This window comes from Pontimicrobium sp. MEBiC06410, from assembly GCF_053601615.1.
The window spans coordinates 228,800-249,937 of the sequence record NZ_JBSHNT010000162.1 but is presented as its reverse complement, the minus strand read 5'-3'; the positions used below and the strand labels follow the sequence as shown (position 1 = coordinate 249,937).

The 21,138-nt window shown below is 31.7% G+C and carries 15 protein-coding genes; 8 read left to right on the top strand and 7 right to left on the bottom strand.

From position 1 onward, the window contains the following. Positions 1–118 precede the first annotated feature (118 nt). The 3 genes from ACVC08_RS16870 (at position 119) to ACVC08_RS16860 (ending at position 1,693) form a co-directional block, all read left to right on the top strand. Complete coding sequence (locus tag ACVC08_RS16870; RefSeq protein WP_452602925.1) at positions 119–550, top strand: TIGR02594 family protein; 432 nt, start codon at positions 119–121, stop codon at positions 548–550. An 11-nt stretch (positions 551–561) separates the two neighbouring features. Next, a complete protein-coding gene (locus ACVC08_RS16865; protein ID WP_452598030.1) occupies positions 562–990 on the top strand; it encodes a phage holin family protein in 429 nt (142 codons plus the stop codon). A gap of 97 nt (positions 991–1,087) precedes the next feature. Further along, on the top strand, positions 1,088–1,693 hold the full coding sequence (locus ACVC08_RS16860) for a hypothetical protein (protein ID WP_452598031.1): 606 nt from the start codon (positions 1,088–1,090) through the stop codon (positions 1,691–1,693). Positions 1,694–1,743: 50 nt separating this feature from the next. On the opposite strand, the gene ACVC08_RS16855 is transcribed toward ACVC08_RS16860, so the two are convergent. The 3 genes from ACVC08_RS16855 to ACVC08_RS16845 form a co-directional block, all read right to left on the bottom strand. Next, positions 1,744–3,561, bottom strand: a complete 1,818-nt coding sequence (locus ACVC08_RS16855) for a M1 family metallopeptidase (protein WP_452598032.1) — start codon at positions 3,559–3,561, stop codon at positions 1,744–1,746. 109 nt (positions 3,562–3,670) lie between these two features. Further along, positions 3,671–5,287, bottom strand: coding sequence for a S8 family peptidase (locus ACVC08_RS16850; RefSeq protein ID WP_452602924.1), 1,617 nt, complete (start codon positions 5,285–5,287; stop codon positions 3,671–3,673). Between the two features lie 10 nt (positions 5,288–5,297). After that, positions 5,298–6,158, bottom strand: a complete 861-nt coding sequence (locus ACVC08_RS16845; protein WP_452602923.1) for an MBL fold metallo-hydrolase — start codon at positions 6,156–6,158, stop codon at positions 5,298–5,300. 128 nt (positions 6,159–6,286) lie between these two features. On the opposite strand from ACVC08_RS16845, the gene ACVC08_RS16840 reads away from it, so the two are divergent. The 3 genes from ACVC08_RS16840 (at position 6,287) to ACVC08_RS16830 (ending at position 10,528) form a co-directional block, all read left to right on the top strand. Beyond that, on the top strand, positions 6,287–6,670 hold the full coding sequence (locus ACVC08_RS16840; RefSeq protein ID WP_452602922.1) for a hypothetical protein: 384 nt from the start codon (positions 6,287–6,289) through the stop codon (positions 6,668–6,670). A gap of 204 nt (positions 6,671–6,874) precedes the next feature. Beyond that, on the top strand, positions 6,875–9,214 hold the full coding sequence (locus ACVC08_RS16835) for a TonB-dependent receptor domain-containing protein (RefSeq protein WP_452602921.1): 2,340 nt from the start codon (positions 6,875–6,877) through the stop codon (positions 9,212–9,214). 66 nt (positions 9,215–9,280) lie between these two features. Beyond that, positions 9,281–10,528 (top strand): PepSY-associated TM helix domain-containing protein, encoded by a 1,248-nt coding sequence (locus ACVC08_RS16830; protein WP_452602920.1) that lies wholly within the window; start codon positions 9,281–9,283, stop codon positions 10,526–10,528. On the opposite strand, the gene ACVC08_RS16825 is transcribed toward ACVC08_RS16830, so the two are convergent. After that, positions 10,529–12,724, bottom strand: a complete 2,196-nt coding sequence (locus ACVC08_RS16825) for a SulP family inorganic anion transporter (RefSeq protein WP_452598038.1) — start codon at positions 12,722–12,724, stop codon at positions 10,529–10,531. It lies immediately after the preceding gene. After that, complete coding sequence (locus ACVC08_RS16820; RefSeq protein ID WP_452598039.1) at positions 12,721–13,563, bottom strand: universal stress protein; 843 nt, start codon at positions 13,561–13,563, stop codon at positions 12,721–12,723. The genes ACVC08_RS16825 and ACVC08_RS16820 overlap by 4 nt, the downstream gene beginning before the upstream one ends. 155 nt (positions 13,564–13,718) lie before the next feature. Between ACVC08_RS16820 and ACVC08_RS16815 the strand changes: the two genes are divergently transcribed. Next, positions 13,719–15,566 (top strand): cation:proton antiporter, encoded by a 1,848-nt coding sequence (locus ACVC08_RS16815; RefSeq protein ID WP_452598040.1) that lies wholly within the window; start codon positions 13,719–13,721, stop codon positions 15,564–15,566. 74 nt (positions 15,567–15,640) lie between these two features. Here ACVC08_RS16815 and lepA read toward each other — a convergent pair whose 3' ends face one another. Next, entirely contained in the window at positions 15,641–17,437 is a 1,797-nt protein-coding gene (gene lepA, locus ACVC08_RS16810; RefSeq protein ID WP_452598041.1) for a translation elongation factor 4, read from the bottom strand. A gap of 162 nt (positions 17,438–17,599) precedes the next feature. Here lepA and ACVC08_RS16805 point away from each other — a divergent pair, with 162 nt between their 5' ends. Beyond that, the gene (locus ACVC08_RS16805; protein ID WP_452602919.1) at positions 17,600–20,008 is read left to right on the top strand and encodes a TonB-dependent receptor domain-containing protein; all 2,409 of its coding nucleotides are present in this window, start codon (positions 17,600–17,602) and stop codon (positions 20,006–20,008) included. Here the strand turns inward: ACVC08_RS16805 and ACVC08_RS16800 are convergent. Further along, on the bottom strand, positions 20,005–21,105 hold the full coding sequence (locus tag ACVC08_RS16800) for a TolB family protein (RefSeq protein ID WP_452602918.1): 1,101 nt from the start codon (positions 21,103–21,105) through the stop codon (positions 20,005–20,007). The genes ACVC08_RS16805 and ACVC08_RS16800 overlap by 4 nt on opposite strands. Positions 21,106–21,138: the final 33 nt, after the last annotated feature.

Genomic DNA, 21,138 nt, shown 5'->3' with positions numbered 1-21,138 from the left:
TCGTGTTAAGTAGAAACTTAAAAAGCTAGGTTTAATCTCACCTGATTAAGGAAATATATAAAAAGAAACCTTTAGCTAAAAAGTTTAGTCTGCTTAAAATTAAAAATCAAACATATGTATGAGTATAATTAATACAGCGCTATCTGAGTATGGCGTTAAGGAGATTATTGGGTCTAAAGACAACCTCAGGATTTTAAAATATTTCAATGAAATAGGGTTTAATGGTTCAAAATTACATGACGAAACAGCTTGGTGTAGTGCTTTTGCTAATTGGGTTGCAAAAACAGCTGGTTACGAACACTCTAAAAAATTAACAGCTAGAAGCTGGCTTACTGTAGGAGAATCTACTAACACGCCTAAAATTGGAGATATAGTTGTTTTTTGGAGAGAAAGCCCAAAAAGCTGGAAAGGTCATGTAGGGTTTTTTATTAAGCAAACTAAAAATTATGTGTATGTATTAGGAGGTAATCAACGCAACATGGTCTGTATTAAAGCCTATGCAAAAAGTCGTGTGTTAGACTATAAAAAACTCAAAAAAATAACAGATTAAAACAAGACATAATGGATAGAGTGGTCAAATTTACCTTTTGGTTACTTACGCTTTTGTCGCCTGTTAATGGTGTTATGGTAACAATGGTGTTTTTAATATTGGTAGATTTTATTACAGGATCGTATGCCGCAATTAAAAACCATATCCCTATACGTAGTTCACGAATTGGACATACCATTTCTAAATTTTTTATTTATAATCTGGTTATTCTTGCAGCTTTCTTTTTAGAAAAGCACATTGTAAACGAAGTGCCTTTTTTAAAAATAATAGCTGGTTTTATAGCAATAACTGAGATAAAATCAATTTTAGAAAACTATAATACAATCTATGGTGTAAACCCTTTTAGAGCATTAGTTAATTTAATAAAATTAACACCTTTAAAAGAAACAATAGAAACACTTTCAGAAGACGATAAGGCTTCAAAAGAAGCATCAAAATAAGCGTAATTACAATCAAAATCTTTAAGAAAAAGTAGTAAACCCTTCCTAATAGAATAATTGGGAAGGTTACTTTTTATGTCAATAAAACACATTTTTAATGATGCAATTTTCAATAAAAACAGAAAGATTACTATTGTTAATTATTCTGGCATTAGTTATCTGTAATTTAGTTTTAAAACAATGTAGTCGTTTTAAGACTAATAATGAAGAGCCCAAAGTAACACTAACAAGAGATACTGTATGGCAGACTAAAATCGATACGTTTAAAGTGCAAACTGTTAAGTATAAAACAGTTTATGTAAATAAAAAGGATGTTTCCAATATAGTAGAAACAAAAGCAGATATTAAGGACTTATCGCTTTATGAAGAGGCAAGAGTATATAAAGATACTTTAAGTAATGATGATATAGATATTTATAGTTATAATTTACTAAGTGGTAATTTATTAGATAGTCAATTATCTTACAAGCTAAAAGTACCTCGAGAAATAACAGTAACTAAAGTTATAGAACACCCTAAAACATTTAGAAGTGGTTTATACGCTTTTAGCGAGATAGGAGGAAATACAAGCTCTTTAAATAACATAAGTGTAGGTTTGCAGTACAACCGAAAGGGACGTTGGTTTGCAAGCTATAGATTAAATCTAAATACAGTAGAAAACCCAACACATAATATAGGCATTGGTGTAAGGTTGTTTAAATAAAAAAACCTCATCTTTTTAGATGAGGTTTTAGTTTTATAAATTAATTATTTTTAATTTTTGTTGTTCTCTTTGTTAACATCAGCCATTAACCCTTTAGAATCAATTACTACTGATTTTACGGGTTTTTTAGTATTAAAAGTATATGTTGGATATGCCCAAGCCCAGTCCTTTAAAATAGTAGCTGTTGTTGGTTTTTCTCCACGCATCATTTGTAAAGGAATATTAAATTCTTCAGTAGCATTATCTGTATAAGTTACAGTAACATCTAAAGGCATTGGCATTAAGCCTATACGCTCTAAAATAACCGTTGTATTATCTACACTTTTAACTGCATAATCTATAGTATTAGTAGTTTGTGTCCAATCCATTAAATACCAATCTAATTCTAAGCCAGATACTTTCTCTGCAACACGAATAAAATCATTAGGTGTTGGGTGTTTAAATGCCCAGTTATTATAATATTGCTTTAGAGTTTCTTTTAAGTTATCTTCTCCAATAACATAACCAAGTTGAGATAAAAATACAGACCCTTTACCATAAGCAGTTATGCCGTAAGCTCTGTTTGTATCATAACGATCTGCATGTGTTGTTTGTGGTTGTTCTGTTCCTGATTTTGCTAAAAAGTTATAAGCAGCATAACCACCTGCATTAGCAATAGGTTTTTTATAGTCCATTATAGTGTTCATTGCATGATCGCTAATGTAACTAGTAAAACCTTCGTCCATCCATTCATGTTTAGCCTCATTTGTAGCCATTAAAAACTGAAACCAAGTATGAGCTAATTCATGTGCAGTAACGCCAACTAAACTACCAAAACTACGTTTTCCTGTAATTAAAGTACACATAGCATACTCCATACCTCCGTCTCCACCTTGTATAACAGAGTATTGGTCGTAAGGATATTTACCAATATGTTCACTAAAATATTGCATTAATTCAACCGTTTTTGGCTGTAAATCTTTCCAAAATTTTAAATTTTCTGTAGGTAATGTCTTTTTGTAATAGAAGTTTAATAAAGGGCCATTAGGTACTTGCATAGTATCATGAATATATTCTGGATCTGCAGCCCAAGTAAAATCATGAACGTTTGGCGCTTTATAGTGTAATGTCTTTTTATTCCCTTTAACAGTAGGTTCCCCCTGTAAGTAACCAGTTCCTCCAACTACATAATCCTTATCAATAGTTAATTTTAAATCAAAATCCCCCCATACACCATGAAACTCTCTTGCAATATAAGGATCTGCATGCCAACCTTGAAAATCGTACTCTGCTAATTTAGGGTACCACTGCGTCATAGATAAAGCAACACCTTCTTTATTGTTTCGTCCAGAACGACGAATTTGTGCAGGAACTTGAGCATTAAAAACCATATCGAAAGTTACTTTTTCTCCTGGTTGAATTGGTTTAGCTAAGTCAACCTCTAAAACAGTACCAACAGTTTCGTGTTTAAGTATAGTTCCATTTTGTTTTAAAGATGTTACTTTAATATAACCAATTTCATTTGGAGATAACTTACTAATACGGTCTCCAACTCTTCCATCTGGATCAGCAATAGTGCGAGAACGAACGTCCATTTCACTACCTGGTTGAAACGCATTAAAATACAAGTGATAAAAAACTTTATTTAATACATCTGGAGAGTTATTAGTATACACTAATTTTTGTGTGCCTTGATATTGGTAGTTGTTTACATCCATATCAATGTCCATTTTATAATCTACATGTTGCTGCCAATAAGTAGATTTTGAAGCCGTATTAGTTACTGTACTAGTACTACTAGATGTTGTATTGCTTGTAACGCTTTTAGATGTATTACAAGACAGTAATACTAAAGAAGCTGAAAGGCCGAATAAAAGAGTCTTTTTCATCTGTTTGTTTTTAGTGTTATTACATGTCAAAATAATTTATGATGACATATTCTGTATTAAAATAAAAACCCCAACAGTAAACGTTGGGGTTTTTAAAAGAGTACCTATATTATTTAGATATTTGTGATGCCATTATTAAGGCATTGTATGCATTTACTATTTTAGATGATGTACTTAAGTCTGCAAAAGGTCTAATATCTTGAGCGTTACCTCCAACAACAACTTTATTTGGAATTGGTAAACCAGAATCCAGAATAATTTGTTTTACTTGAGAGGCTTTTAATTTTGGGTATTGAGACCAAACTAGAGCAGCAACTCCAGCAACAGCAGGAGCAGCCATAGATGTTCCTCCCATAGTTTTATATTCGTTTTCTGGTGTTGTAGAGTAAACTTGTGCTCCTGGAGCAAATACATCTACATTCTTTTTTCCATAATTAGAGAAACCTGCAACCATTTCGCTTCCGTATTTTGGTGCTAATGCTCCAACTCTAATGTAAGTATTAGATACTTCTACGTAGTTAACATTATCGTCTGGAAAATTTGGTTCTGTATCTACATCTTTACTATCGTTTCCTGCTGCATGAACAAAAACAACATTATTGTCGCTTGCATATTTAATAGCATCTCTAACCCAGTCTGCATGAGGAGAAAAACTCTTACCAAAACTACCATTAATAACTTTAGCACCATTATCAACTGCATAACGAATTGCTTTTGCAACATCCTTATCGTACTCATCTCCATTTGGAACTGCACGAATACTCATAATTTCTACATTATTAGCAACACCATTAGCTCCAAGTCCATTGTTACGTTCTGCGGCAATAATACCAGCAACGTGTGTTCCGTGGCTTTCAGATTTCTTTACAGGTAAAACGTTTCCGTTTCCATAACCTGGTTTATCGTTAAAAATATCTGGATTATCACCAGTTTTACGACCATTAAAATCTTTATTTAAATTGTAATTTACTTGATCTGTATAATACTCTACTCCACCTTTTACTTGTTCTACAGCTTCTTTTAAAGAGCTTAAACCATTAGCAAAAGCAAAGTTAGCTGTTTCAACTGCACCTTTTAATTCTGCATTGTCACCAGCATCTATAGCCTTTACTTCCTCCTTTGTGTAATCTTCTTTTTTAAAGTGAGCAGTTAAGGTTTCATGAGCATCTTTTAATCTACCATAAATTTGATCTAACCTGTTTTTTCCAGCTAAAGCTTGTTTATAATCTTTCTCATACATAGCTTTGGCTTCTGCATACCTTGGAGCACTAGTATCTCCACTAGCAACTAAACGAATATATTCTAATTGCTCATCATGTCCATCTCCAAGAAAATTCCATCCATGGATATCATCTATATATCCATTTTTGTCATCATCAATTCCGTTATTAGGAATTTCTTTTTTATTAGTCCAAAGTACGCCATCTAAATCTTCATGATTAATATCAATTCCAGAATCGATTACAGCAACAATAATTTTTTGCCCTTTTTTACCCTTAATAATTTCTGAGTAAGCTTTATCTACACTCATTCCAGGGATAGTGTCTTTTATTAAATCTAAATGTCCCCAGTTGTGTTTTTCTGCTTCAGTTAAAGGAGATTCTTTAATAGGAGTATTGTCTATGTTCTCTATAGGAGTTGATAGAATTGGTGCCCCACCACCACAACTTGATAGCATTACAGCAGAAACTGCTGATAATAATACTGCTTTATTAATTAATTTCATATAGTTAAGTTTAATGTAAAATGTCTTTACAAGTGAATGTTTCGTTTAATCGTACGCCTTTTTCCGTATGTTTTACAGTTATAATTTCGTTGTGCGCATCATGTTCCAAAAATAAATAATAATTGTTATCTGCTGCTAGATTAAGAAACTTTTCTTTCTCATCTAATGTTAGTAGAGGTCTAGTGTCGTAACCCATTACAAAAGGGATTGGTAAATGCCCAACGGTTGGTAATAAATCTGCCATAAAACAAATGGTTTTTCCTTTATAATTAATCATAGGAATCATTTGCTTTTCGGTATGACCATTGGCAAAAAAAATGTCGAACCCTAAAGCAGAATTTTTTAGAATATCCTTTTCAGGAAGCGCTGTAAAATTTAGGTGTCCACTTTCTTCCATTGGTAAAATATTCTCTTTTAAAAACGAGGCTACTTCACGACGATTAGGTTGTGTTGCCCATTGCCAATGTTTTTCGTTACTCCAAAATTTAGCATTTTTAAAAGCGGGTTCTAAAAGTGTTCTGTCTTTATTGTACTGTATCGTTCCACCACAATGATCAAAATGCAAATGCGTCATAAACACATCTGTTATGTCATTTCTATGAAAACCATATTGAGCTAAAGATTTATCTATAGTATCATCTCCCCATAAATGATAGTAACCAAAAAACTTATCGCTTTGTTTATTTCCCATACCAGTATCTATTAAAATAAGTCGGTTTCCTTCTTCAATTAATAAGCATCTGGCAGCAATATCTATCATGTTATTACTGTCTGCAGGGTTTGTTCTGGTCCATAGAGATTTAGGGACAACACCAAACATGGCGCCACCATCTAATTTAAAATTACCAGCAAGTATTGGATATAAATTCATAATTGCCCTGCAAAGTACTAAAATACCTTGAAAAATAGGAAAACGTTAAGATTTTATTAAGAGAGTATAATAGTTATGCTGTATAAATGGACTATTTTTGCAATCGCAAATATAATTTATTGCCTAAATTGAAAGTCTATTTTACATACATATTATTTCTTGCTTTTGCACTTAGGCCTGTATATAATTTAGGCTATGTTGCTTATTTTGAATTAAATATTGATTACATTATAGAAACGTATTGTGTTAATAAAGAAAAACCACAATTACAATGTAATGGTAAATGTCACTTAGCAAAACAGCTAACCTTAAATGCTACAGATGTAGATGAGACTAATACTACATATCTAGCAACATTTTTTGAAGCTTTTTTTCCTGTTTATTTTCAAGAATATAACTACAATTACAAGTTAAAAAGTAATGCAGTTGTAGCACAAAACAATTGGAGCTATAATAATCAATTTTTATCTCTCTTTAAGGATTGTATAGATCCTCCTCCTCGGCTTATTTAGTTTACATTCTATCAAAAAATAATGTTTGAAAACAGAAAGACTTTCAAGCATAGATGTGTATATGCTTATTTTTTAGGCATTAAATGCAATGCACATTATTGTTAAGTATTAAAACTAAATTAAAAAGGAAGTGCTAATGTAATATAAGGCATAATATGGTTTTATTACTATTAGTTGCTTCTGTCTGAAAAAATAAAAAAACAGATGAAACATATATTACAACTCGTAATGGTATTTACGAGTTTATGCGTATACGCGCAAAACCAATATAAGGGAAAGGTATTAGATAATAATAACCAACCCTTACAAGGAGCAACAATTCAATCTAAAACAGATTTAAATAATACAACTATCTCCGATGTAAACGGAAACTTCTCTATAGCATTACAAAATGATACAACGGTTATTATTCGTTTTGTAGGGTTTACCACTTTAGAGCAAAACCTTTCAGAAATAAATAATGTAATTATACTAACAGAGAATGATGAACTTTTAGATGAGGTTGTTATTTCTGCAAGTAGAGAAGCACAACAACGAAAGGAAGTACCAGCTTTTATTTCTGTTATTACAGCAAAAGAAATAGAACAAACTAAAGCTTTTGGTATAGATCAATTGGTAAATGATGTACCAGGTGTTTTAATGTCTACTTCTAGAGCGGCAAGCAACGAGCAGCATTTTATGGCCGCACGTACTCCAATTTCAACAAAATCATTGTTTTTGTATGTAGAAGATGGTTTACCAATACGACCTACAGCGGTATTTAACCATAACGCTTTATTAGAAATGAATGACATATCATATAATAAAGTTGAGGTATTAAAAGGGCCAGCATCTAGTATTTATGGAAGTGAAGCTATTGGAGGAAGTTTTAACTTTATAACTAAAAATCCAACCCGAGATTTTACAGGAAGTGCTGGATTTCAAATTAACGATTTAGGGTTAACACGTTACGATTTAGAATTGTCTAAATACGCTGGCGAAAATGTTGGATTTTATTTAGGAACACAATATGTAAAAAGAGAAGATGGCCCAGTGCAACATAGTAATTACGAAAAATTTGCACTAACATTTAAAAATGTAAACCATTTATCTCCAACTTTAGAGTGGACCAATGTTTTTGATATAGTAGACTATAGATCGGACATGACAGGCTCTCTAAGTGAATCGGATTACAGAGGCGGAAACTACGAAAGCGATCAAACGTTTACAGAACGAGACGCTTTTGCTTTTAGGGTAAGAAGTACAATAAACAAACAGTGGAATACAAAACACAAAACAGCCTTTAATTTTGTTTTAAGAGCTAACGAAATGGGGCAAAACCCATCATATCGCATTCGTCAGTTTAGAAACCAAGGCCAGTTAACAGGATTTGGTAGTGGAGAATTAAATAATAATGCTTTTAAAAGTTATGTTGGTTTAATACAACATAAAATGGATTTTGATTTTGCTAATTCGTCTTTAATTGTAGGGTCTTCTGTAGATTATTCGCCCCAAGATTATGTTGCAGAACGACTTTCGGTAATTGTAGACACAGAAACTGGACAAAATATAGACTTTACAGGCAGCGGAGATGACTTTATTTTAAATTATGAAGCTAGTATTTTAAACTATGCTGGCTATTTACAATATGAAATAAACCCAACAAATGCTTTAAAAGTAACAGCAGCATTACGTTATGATGGTTTTGAATATGATTATAATAATTTAGTAGATGGTATTGCAGGGCCTAAAGACTCAAAAAACAACTATAATAACGTATCTCCTAAATTAGGAGTAAACTATAATGTAAATAGATTTTTAGGGTTATATGCTAATTACTCTAACGGATTTACCCCACCGCAAACGTCTACATTATACAGAAATAGTTTTGTAGGTGTAGGAGGTGATGTTTTTGATTTAAAACCAAGTAACTATAATAATTTTGAAATAGGAACTTATTTTAAGGCAACACAAGACTTACAAATCGATGCTGCCATATATCTTTTAGAAGGAAAGAATACTTTAATTACCCTTCGCGATGAAAATGATGAGTTTTTTAATACTAATGCAGGTAAAACAAGGTCGTATGGTATAGAATATGGTGTAAATTATAAACCTACTCAAGAATTAACCATTAGCCATAATGGAAGTTTTGCAAAACATAGGTATGTAGACTTTTTTGATCGAGGAGTAGATTATTCTGATACCGATAGAGAAACAGCACCAAAACTTTTAGGAACCTCTAAAATAATATATAAACCCAATGCTATTAAAAACCTTGCCATTAGTGTTACACATGAATTGGTTGGAAAATACAACACTAGTTTTGAAGGCCAAATAGATAACGAGGATGGTACTTTTAGTACTGCAACTTATAATGGGCATAATATATTTAACGCACTTATATCATACGAAATAAAAGGTATTAATATTTGGGTACATGCGCTTAACTTATTTGATGATTTATATGCTGCAAGAGCATCATATAATAGATTTAGAAGCGAGAATTCTTACACCATTGGTAACCCTAGAGCTTTTCACTTTGGGTTGAAATATAAGTTTTAATATAAATAAGCAACCTGAAAGGTAAAATAAAACAAATCTTTTAGGTTGCTTTTAAAGTATTTAATAATGTTAAAAAAGAACAATAAATTAAATCAATGGCTTTGGAAGTGGCACTTTATAGCAGGGTTAGTGTCCTTACCTTTTATAATACTATTGGCAATCACTGGAGGTATTTATCTTTTTAAAGATAATTACGATGGACCAAAACAAGAAGCCATAAAGGTTATAAAAGCAGAAGGTGATGCCATATCGTTTCAAAAACAATGGGAGTTAGCAAAAACAGTTGCTAAAAAACAGCCAAATATTATGGTGATACCCAATAAAAAAAATAAAGCAACAGAATTTGTTTCTGGGAGATTTAGCCATAAAAATAGTGTCTATATTAACCCATATAAAGGAGAGGTTTCAGGAAAAATAAGCCCTAAAGATTCTAAAATGCATACCGTTAGAAAATTACATGGCGAGCTACTTTTAGGCAAATTTGGAACCAAAATTATCGAGTTTATTGCTAGTTGGATGGTGGTATTAATTATTACTGGAATTTATGTGTTTTGGCCTAGTAAAAAGCAAGGCTTAAAAGGATTTTTTACGGTAAGACTTAAGCAAGGAAAACGTATGTTATTTAGAGACTTACATGCCGTTTTAGGCTTTTGGATTTCATTATTACTGTTACTAACATTAGCTGGTGGTTTTCCTTGGACAGATGTTTTTGGAGCTAATTTTAAATGGGTTCAAAAAGTAACTAATACAGGATATCCAAAAACATGGGATGCAAGTACAGTACAATCGAAAGCAACAGGAGAAGCAATGCCTTTAGATGCTATAGTTGCGTTAGCAAAATCTATTAATTTAGAAGGCGAAGTAAGTATTGGTTTGCCTAAAAACGAAAAAGGAGTGTATAGTATTTTTAATACCACCTTTAATTTAGGGAAACAAAAACGCTTTCATTTCGATCAATATACAGGCGAGCAGTTAGTTAAACACGAATGGGGAGATGTAGGTATTTTAATGAGAGGTAGACTATGGTTAATGGCTTTTCACCAAGGACAATTTGGGCAATGGAATTGGTTTTTAATGCTAAGTATTGCTGTATTGTTATTATGTTTAAGTATTGCAGGGTTATTATCGTATTTAAAACGCAAACAAAAAGGCAATTGGGGAACACCAAAAGTTCCTGGTAAATTTAAAGTTGGTTATGGTATAATAGCCTGTATTGTTTTATTAGGACTTGTGTTTCCTTTATTTGGAATAAGCGCAATACTAATTGTAATAATAGAGTTTTTAAGAACCCAAAAAAAATCGAAAACAGTTTAATTAAGAGAGTACCTCTTTTAAACGTTTACCAAAATCAAAAAGCGCTTTAATTTCTTTAATACTAGCTTGGCGTTCGCGTCCAAAAATTAGTAAGCTACTACCGTTAGACTCTATATGATAATAAGGGTTACTTTCAAAGAAGTGGGTGACATCGTCATTAAAAAGCGCTTTTATTTTAGTTTCGTCTTCTCCTAATAAGTAAAAACGATTAGAGAAGTCATTATGGTTTTGTATTGGGATGTCTTTAAAACCAGCAAATGCATAAATTTTCTCTAAAAAACCCTCTCGGTCTAACGTAAACTCAGGAATGTCTTTGTTTAAATCTATGTATAGCATTGTAGAGCGTACTACTTCTTTTGCAATAAACTCTCCTTCAGAAAATTCAATATCAAAAAGTGTTAATGCTTCATTTGTATTTACTAACTGATTATAAATATGGTTTATTTGCTTTGTTCTAAAGAATAAAAAAGTATTTAAAAAATCAATGTTTTTTTGTTTTTCATGCATGTAGTTTAGCTTGTAGTCTATAGCTAATTCTTCAATACTGGTTTGTCTCCTTGTTAAATTATTTTTAATAATATTTGGCACAGGAAGTAAGCGGCGTAAAGCAAAAGGGTGTTTGGAGTCTGTATCATGTAGATCTAAACCAACAACCTCAAAAGTACCACCACGTTTTTTAAATAACTCTTGATAATTGTTGAGGTTTTCCATAACAGTATGGTCAACAAACTTACAAAGAGAAAAATCTACAACGACATCTTCATTTTCTGGAATGGCATTAATTTTTTCCTTTAACTTATAATAGTTTAAAAAACTACAAAAGTGCTTTATACTTAAATAGTAATTGTTTTCATCATTTACTTCTTTATACATTAAAACGTTTGGTTTTAACACGTTTTTTGCAAACAAACCAAAGTTTTTGTTTATAACCACATGGATAATAAAAGTAACTAAAACTCCAGATATTATACCTGTTATTAATCCAATTTTTAAGGTTACTAAAAGTGTAACAAAAAAGATAATAAGCTGCTCTTTACCAATAGAAAATATATTACGAATAGTGCTAGGCGAAGCTAGTTTATAACCTGTATATACTAAAATAGCCATTAATGCAGGAAGCGGTATTCTAGTTAATTGTGAGCTAAATAATACAATAAATATGACTAGAAATGTAGCATGAAAAAAGTTAGAAGAACGGTTACTTCCCCCGTTATTTACATTTACAGAGCTCCGCGCTATTACAGTAACAACATTTAGTCCGCCTAAAAAACCACTACCTACAGTTGCTAGCCCTAACGCTTTTAAATCGCGATTAACATTAGAACGTCGTTTTTCTGGATCTAATTTATCTACTGCTTTTATACTTAATAACGATTCTATACTTGCTATAAGGGTTAAAGCTAAAACGCTTGTCCAAAACGGAAACGATCCTATTTTACTAAAATTAACCGAAGGTAATTGTGCTATAATTTCTGAGAATTCTGGTATGCCCGAAATCATGTAACTAATATCTATAGGGTTCTTTTCATGTGCTACTAATTCAAAATAATAACTAAAGGCTATAGACAGAATAACAATCCACATTGGAGCAGGAATTAGCTGCAAATATTTATTTCTAATTTTTGAATAAAATATCATTATAGCAAAACTTAAAACACCAGCAATGGCAGCATAAATAAGCCCTGTGTTGTCATAATGTATAGCATCGTTAATAGTATACGGAATCTCTAAAAGGTAATCTATAGTGTCTTCTCGCTTTATACGATGCGCTAACATGATATGAAATTGTTTCCCTAAAATAATTAAACCAATAGCAGCCAACATGCCTTGAATTGCAGAAGATGGAAAAAAATCTGCTAACTTGCCTAGTCGCAAAAAACCAAGAAGCATTAGTAAACCGCCAGAACATATAATAGCAGCATATGCACTTTCTATACCTAGAGTTGTTATAGCTATTAACAGTACTCCAACTAAACCATTACCTGGTCCAGCAATAGTTACATGGCTACCTCCTAAAATAGATACAACAAAACCACCAATTACCGCCGCTATTATTCCTGAAATTGGAGGAGCATCACTTGCCATAGCTAAGCCCAAACCTAGAGGTAAAGCAATAAGACTTACAACAAAACCAGAAAAAATATTTTTGGGTAATGCTTTAAAAAACTGAGCTATATTATCCTTTTTTGGGCTCATTGAATAATTAGAACATCGGTTGGTAATTCGGTTAAAATATGTTCAATATCATGTGGAAATAGACGATCCCAAAAAGTCATTTTTGTTGGTGCATTCATAATTAATAAATCGGCACGAGAAATTTGTGCATAATGCCCAATAGAGTAACCCTGTTTTCCAAAAATGGGCTGTGATTTTATTGCTATATTTTTTGTGTATGTTTCAGGAATGTGTGCAATAATTTCTTTAATACGTGTTTCTTCCCTTAATTTTAATCGTTCTTTGAAAATAGTAGCCTTCCGTAATGATTTGTCATCATCTACTTTTATAGCAACTTCATTTTGTTTTATCTCTTCAACTATAGTAATACGATCTGCACGTAATTGCTTGGCAACATAAAAAGCAGTGGCTATGGTTTGTTCCGTTTTTGGGTCTTTTAAACCATTAACTACAATATGTTGACAAGATACTCTTTCTATAGAAGGTTTAATTAATAATAAAATCGAGCATTTAGCACGTCTAGTAATTTTTCTAGCAATGGAGCCTACGTAGTATTTTAAAAAGTTTTCTCGCTGTAAGGCACCAAGCACTAATAAGTCTATTTTTTTTTCTTCAGAAATAGATAAAATAACATTAACGGGGTCACCTGTTTTAAAAACGACCTCATAATCTATGTAACTAAAATTATCTAAGATAATTTTTAAAGCCTCTGTTTTTTCTTGAGAAGCTGGACCAACATGAATTAATATTAATTTAGAATTAAAAAACTGTGATAAACGAGCTACCTCAAAAAGGTTTGCTTTTAAGTTTGGTGAAAATGCTACACCAATGCCAATACTTTTAAAAGGTTTTAAAGTCACGTATTTTAAATTCAGAAAAATTGAAAGATAACATTTTTTTTAATTTAAAAAAACTTTGAAACAGACCATATTTAAAGATTTTAAGGTTTATTTTTAGCTCAATAAAATAAAGGTAATATTAATTAAATTATTTATTTTCACATAAAACGTTTTATATGTTAGAGTTAGCAGGAATAATTATACTAGGTATTTTAGCACAGTGGGTTGCATGGAAGTTTAAAATACCAGCTATTTTACCATTAATATTAATAGGTTTACTTGTAGGGCCTATAGCTGCAGAATTTTTAAGCGAAGATGGTAGTAAATGGATAGAACCCGTTTGGACAGGCGAAAAAGGATTGTTTCCGGGAGAAAGCTTGTATTATTTTGTATCGTTAGCTATTAGTATTATTTTATTTGAAGGAGGCTTAACACTCAAGAGATCTGAGATTAAAACCGTAGGCCCCGTAATTACAAAGTTAATTACTCTAGGATCTGCTATAACATTCTTTGGAGCAGGACTTATAGCACATTTTACCTTTGGTTTAAGTTGGGAGTTATCCTTTTTATTTTCAGGATTAATTATAGTAACAGGACCAACGGTAATTACACCTATTCTTAGAAATATTCCATTAAAAAAAGACATCTCTACTGTGTTAAAATGGGAAGGTATTTTAATAGACCCTATAGGAGCTTTAGTGGCAGTACTGGTTTTCGAGTTTATAAGTGTAGAGGGCGATAGTGGCTTTACTAAAACAGCATTAATAGAGTTTGGCAAAATTATACTTTTTGGGACTACTTTTGGTTTTACATTTGCGCACGCATTGGCTTACGCTATTAATAAAAAGTTTATTCCGCACTACCTTTTAAATGTTGTATCACTTTCTGCTGTATTGTTAGTATTTGTTGAGTCAGAAATCTTTGCACATGAGTCTGGTTTATTGGCAGTAGTTGTTATGGGAATGGTGTTAGGAAATGGAAAATTAGAGAACTTAAAAGAACTATTATATTTTAAAGAATCTTTAAGTGTTTTATTAATTTCTATACTTTTTATATTACTATCCGCAAATATTAATTTTGATGATTTGCTATTATTATATAATTGGAAAACAGCAGTACTATTTGTTTTAGTTGTATTTATTGTACGACCCTTGGCTGTTTTTCTCAGCACTGCAAACTCTAAGCTTAAAGTAAACGAAAAGTTATTTATTAGCTGGGTAGGACCAAGAGGGATTGTGGCTGCAGGAATTGCTTCGCTGTTTGGTAGTAAACTAATGAAACAAGGCGTAGAAGGAGCAGAATATATTACCCCATTAGTATTTATGATTGTTTTAGGAACAGTTTTACTTAATGCTACAACTGCTAGATTGTTTGCAAAGTTAGTAGGTGTCTTTTTAACAAAATCTGATGGTATTTTAATTGTAGGAGCATCAAAAGTTTCTCGCTTATTAGGACATTATTTAGAGTCTAATGGTAGACACGTTGTATTAATAGATAGTAATCAAAATAACATAAATAAAGCCAAAGAATTGGGCTTAGAAGCCATAAATACTAATATCTATTCAGACACTTTATTAGATAATATAGAACTTAGTGATATGGGTTACTTAATGGCCTTAACAGGAAATGCAGACATTAATAAATATGCAATTAACAAGTTTAGTAAGCAGTTCGGGGAGAATGGGTCGTTTAGATTAGTTTCTGTTGATGAAATGCAAGATGAAAACAATAACCCAAAGGAAGGTTTGTTTTCGCATACAGATGATTTTAATACGTTAACAAATGCTACAAGAAAATACCCTAGCATTCAGGAAATAGAAATAAGAGATAAAGATCATTATAATAGTTTAATAGAGATAACTAATAAAAATAAAGATATTATTCCGTTATTTATTAAAGATAAAGAAGGAGAGTTAACTATTATATCATCTCATAGTAAAACTATGGAAATTGGAGATGAAAAGACCTTAGTATATTTAGGTAAACCTTTTGATGTTGAAGTTGTAGAGTCGGAAATGGACTAGAGCTGCGCCTATTTTGAATAAAAAATGCCTTTAATAAATTATTAAAGGCATTTTTTATTTTTCTAAAAAGTATACTAGTCGTTAAGCTTTAATACAGCCATAAATGCTTGTTGAGGTATTTCTACATTACCAACTTGTCGCATACGTTTTTTTCCTTTTTTCTGTTTTTCTAATAACTTTCTTTTACGAGAAATGTCTCCACCATAACATTTAGCCGTTACATCTTTACGTAATGCTTTTATGGTTTCTCTAGAAATAATTTTTGCCCCAATAGCTGCTTGTACAGGAATATCAAACTGTTGTCTAGGAATAAGTTCTTTTAACTTCTCGCACATTTTCTTACCAATTTGTTGCGCATTATCGGCATGAATTAATGCAGACAAAGCATCTACAGGTTGTGCATTTAACAGGACATCTAATCGTACTAATTTAGACACTCGCATACCTATTGGCGAATAATCAAAAGAAGCATAACCCTTTGAAACCGTTTTTAATCTATCATAAAAATCAAAAACAATTTCAGCCAAAGGCATATCGAATGTTAACTCCACACGTTCTGGTGTTAAATACGTTTGATTAGTAATCATCCCTCGTTTTTCTATACACAAACTCATAACATTACCAACAAAATCTGCTTTAGTAATTATGGTGGCTTTTATATACGGTTCTTCAACACGGTTAATAGTCGTTGGTTCTGGTAAATCACTTGGGTTGTTTACTGTAAAAGGAACATCGGGTTCTTTATTAGTATAAGCAAAGTATGATACGTTAGGCACTGTTGTTATTACAGTCATATCAAACTCTCGCTCTAAACGCTCTTGAATAATTTCCATGTGTAGCATCCCTAAAAAACCACAACGAAAACCAAAACCTAATGCAGCAGAGCTTTCTGGCTGAAATACTAAAGACGCATCATTTAATTGAAGCTTTTCCATAGAACTTCTAAGCTCTTCATAATCTTCAGTATCTACAGGATAAATACCAGCAAATACCATAGGTTTTACATCTTCAAAACCTTCAACAATATTAGTTGTTGGGTTTGCAAAATCTGTAATAGTATCTCCAACCTTAACTTCTTTGGCGGTTTTAATACCAGTAATTAAATACCCTACATCTCCAGCCTTTACACTTTGTTTTGCAACTTGATTAAGCTTTAAAGTACCAACTTCGTCAGCAAAATACTCTTTATCTGTAGCAACAAATTTTATTTTTTGCCCTTTTTTGATTTCTCCATTAAAGACTCTAAAATAAGTTTCAATACCTCTAAAAGTATTATAAACCGAATCGAAAATTAAAGCTTGTAAAGGAGCTTCAGGATCTCCCTCTGGAGCAGGAATACGTTCTATAATTGCTTTTAATATATTATCTACACCAAACCCTGTTTTTCCACTAGCGTGTATTACTTCGCTAGGGTCGCAACCTAATAAATCCACAATGTCATCGGTTACTTCCTCTGGGTTAGCACTAGGTAAATCTACTTTATTAAGTACAGGAATAATCTCTAAATCATTTTCTAAAGCCAAGTATAGGTTAGAAATGGTTTGCGCTTGAATGCTTTGTGCAGCATCTACAATTAATAAAGCACCTTCGCAGGCCGCAATAGATCTAGACACTTCGTAAGAGAAATCCACGTGACCAGGTGTATCAATTAAGTTTAAAATATACTCTTGGCCTTCATAAATATATTCCATTTGTATGGCATGCGATTTAATGGTAATACCACGTTCGCGCTCTAAATCCATACTATCTAAAAGTTGATCTTGTTTTTCACGAGCAGTTACAGCACCTGTATAATCAAGTAAACGATCTGCTAACGTACTTTTTCCGTGATCGATGTGTGCAATAATGCAAAAATTTCTAATGTTCTTCATAGTCTAAAATCTTCCCATGTGTAAGATGTTGCAAATATAGAGTATTTATTAAGTTTTTCTTGAATTTTATTTAGGGAGCAGCTCCTTTAAATTTACGGTTTTTACCGTAATAATAAGTGATAAACAAATACTATCTTGCGAAGCAAATAAAAGTTATATTTTTTGAAGTATTCTCTGTACATCTTTTTACTGTTTTGGTCTACAGTAATATTTGCTCAAGACCTTACTATTTCTGGGGTTTTACTAGACGAACAAAATAGGCCAATTCCTTATGCCAATATTCTGTGTTTTGAAGTTGTTAACTTAGAGGTTAACCAGTTAAAAGGAATGTCTTCAAATGATGAAGGTCTCTATAAATTTGAAGGGTTAAAACCAGGGAAATATATAATAAAGGCCTCTTTTTTAGGATATGAAACAGGAGAAAGTACCTTAGAGTTGTTTAAAAATACTAGTTTAGATCCTATTATTTTAAAAGCCACTACAGAAAATATAGGAGAGGTTGTAATAACTGCCAAACGCCCAACTTTAAAAAAAGAATCAGATCGTTTAATTTTTAATATCGCTAACACATCGTTAAGTGAAGGCTCTATTTTAGAAGTATTAAAACGTACACCAGGTGTTTTAATTTTTGATAATGAAATTTCTGTTAAAAATACAACACCTACGATATATATTAATAACAGAAAGGTAAATTTATCATCTAGTGAATTAACACAACTATTAGAAAACTCATCGGCAAATAGTATTCAAAAAATAGAAGTTATTACTAACCCTTCTGCAAGGTATGATGCAGATAATGGTGCTGTATTAAATATAGTAATGCTTAAAAATTTAATTACGGGATATAGAGGTAATGTTTTTGCAAATTTCAGGCAAGGTGTTTTTCCTAGATATAATGCTGGAATAAGTCAGTTTTATAAAACTAAAAAAGTGAGTCTTAACGCTAACTATAGTGCTTCAAAAAATAAAATTAACAGAAATAACGAAGAAAAAGTTAATTACTTAGATGCTAATAATAATATTAATGAGCGTTGGGATTCTAGGTTAAACAGGAATACATGGTCTGAAACTCATAATTTAAACTTTAATTTCGATTATTTAATAAACGATAAAAACACATTGAGTTTAAGCTCGAATCTTTTGTTTTTACCCTATTTTAAATATTTAACAAATGGAGAATCGATAATTTTTGATGCTAACGATGCCATAGACTTTCGGTTCGATTCACATAACCTATCTAGAGATAAAAAACATAATCTAGGTTTCGATTTAGACTTTGTGCATAAACTTAATAGTAAATCTACATTATCTATTAATAGTCATCTTACGGCATACGATTACGATAGAGACCAGATGGTAAATAGTAATTATTTTGATGCAAACAATGCCTTTGATTTTAGAACTATTTTTAGAACGAATAGTAATCAAAATACAGACATTTTTACGACACAAATAGATTATGATTTGTCTTTAGAAAATAAGGCATCCTTTAGTGCTGGGCTTAAATCGTCTAACATAAAAACAAAGAGCGATATAGTACAATTGGATATAGACCCTAATACAGGAGAGCAAACATTAAATGTAAATAACACGAATGATTATAGTTATAAAGAATCTATTTTTGCTGGCTATATTAGTTTTGATAAACGATGGGAGGCATGGCGTTTTTCTGCAGGATTAAGAGCAGAACACACCCACATTGAAGGAAAATCTGTGCATACTAGCGAAAAGAATAATCAGGATTATTTAGAGCTGTTTCCAACCTTGAATATAAGCCATCAAGTGTCTGACCAAACAACTGTTTATACTAATTTTAAAAGAAGTATAGGGAGACCTAGTTATAAATCTTTAAACCCGTTTAATTTCTTTTTAAATGATAATACAATTGTTTCAGGAAACCCAACACTACAACCTACTTTTACTAATAGAGTGTTAATAGGAACTACGGTTTCAGATTACAATATTGAATTGTATTATAAGGATACAAAATCGAATATTTTTGAGTTGCCATTGCAAAATAATACAGACAACATTATTATTTACTCTCCAATAAACTTAAATAAGACAAGAGAGTTTGGGTTAGATTTTACAACATCGTTTGATTTAAAAGAAAACTGGTCGGTGTACTTATATACCTCTATATATAATATACAAGATGAAACGGTTTTTAATAATAATGCTATAAAAGCAGATCAATGGACCAATTATACAACCTTAAGTAATAGCCTTTCTTTTTTAAAGGATAAAAGCTTGAGTCTAGATTTTGGATTAACATACATTAGTAAAAATCAAAGTGGATTTAGAAGAGTCGCTCCAAGATTAATTTCAGACTTATCCGTTAAAAAGAAAATATTTAATAAAAAAGGAACACTCTCTTTAGCAGTAAACGATTTATTTAATATGCAGGATTTTGAAATTATTTCTAAATATGCTAATCAGGATAACTTTAATTTTAGAGATTTAGACAATCGTTATATTAGATTAGGATTTAGCTATAAATTTGGCAATACAACTTTAAAAACTAACCAACGCACAAAATCGTCAAGCGAGCGTAATCGTTTAAATAATTAATCTTGCCATTCGGCTATAAATAAATTAGTATCGCGCCCGCCACCATTATGTCTATTAGATGAAAAGGCTAATTTTTTACCATCGTTAGAAAACACAGGAAAAGCATCAAAGGTTTCGCCATGCGTTACACGCTCTAAGTTTTTACCGTCTGTATCTATAAGATAAAGGTTAAAAGGGAAACCACGCTCTGCTTCAAAATTAGAAGAGAATAATATCTTTTTCCCAGAAGGGTGAAAAAACGGACTCCAATTAGCATTGCCTAAATCTGTAAGTTGTCTTAAGTTGCTTCCATCTGCATTACATATATATAACTCCATTTCTGTTGGTTCTACCAAACCTTCGGCCAATAAATCTTTATAATCTTTAATTTCTTCTTCTGTTTTAGGGCGAGAAGAACGGAAAATTAACTGTGTGCCATCTGGAGAGAAAAATGCACCACCATCGTAACCCAATTCGTTAGTTATTTGTTTAACATCGCTACCATCTATATTCATAGTGTATAGCTCTAAATCGCCACTTCTAGTTGAGGTAAATACAATTTTGTCTCCCTTAGGAGATACCGTTGGTTCGGCATCATAACCAATCTCGTTAGTTAATTGCTTAACGATATTACCTTGTAAATCTGCAACAAAAATGTCGTAAGAATCATAAATTGGCCAAATATACTTTCCGTTTTTACGCAACGGTGTGTCTGGACATTCCTCTGCGCCTAAATGTGTAGAAGCGTAAATAATATGTTTGTTATCTGGTAAAAAATAAGCACAAGTAGTACGCCCTTTTCCTGTACTAATCATTGGAGGAATGCTACCATTAAAGGTTTCATCTGCATTCATTAAAAACATTTGGTCGCAACCTACATTCCATTTTTCGTTATTAGATTGAAACACTAACTGTTTATCATCAAAACTCCAATACGCTTCAGCATTATCTCCACCAAATGTTACTTGACGTAAGTCTTTAAAATGTTTTTCTTCTGGATATATTAACGGGTTTTTTGTTACAGGAGTTTCTGCCACAGGGGTTGTAGTTTCGTTTTTCTTTTCTTCTTTACAAGAAAAAAAGGCTATAGAGATAAATAAAAAGTAAGTAAATCGCATGCTAAGTATATATAATAATTAATGCCTAATTTT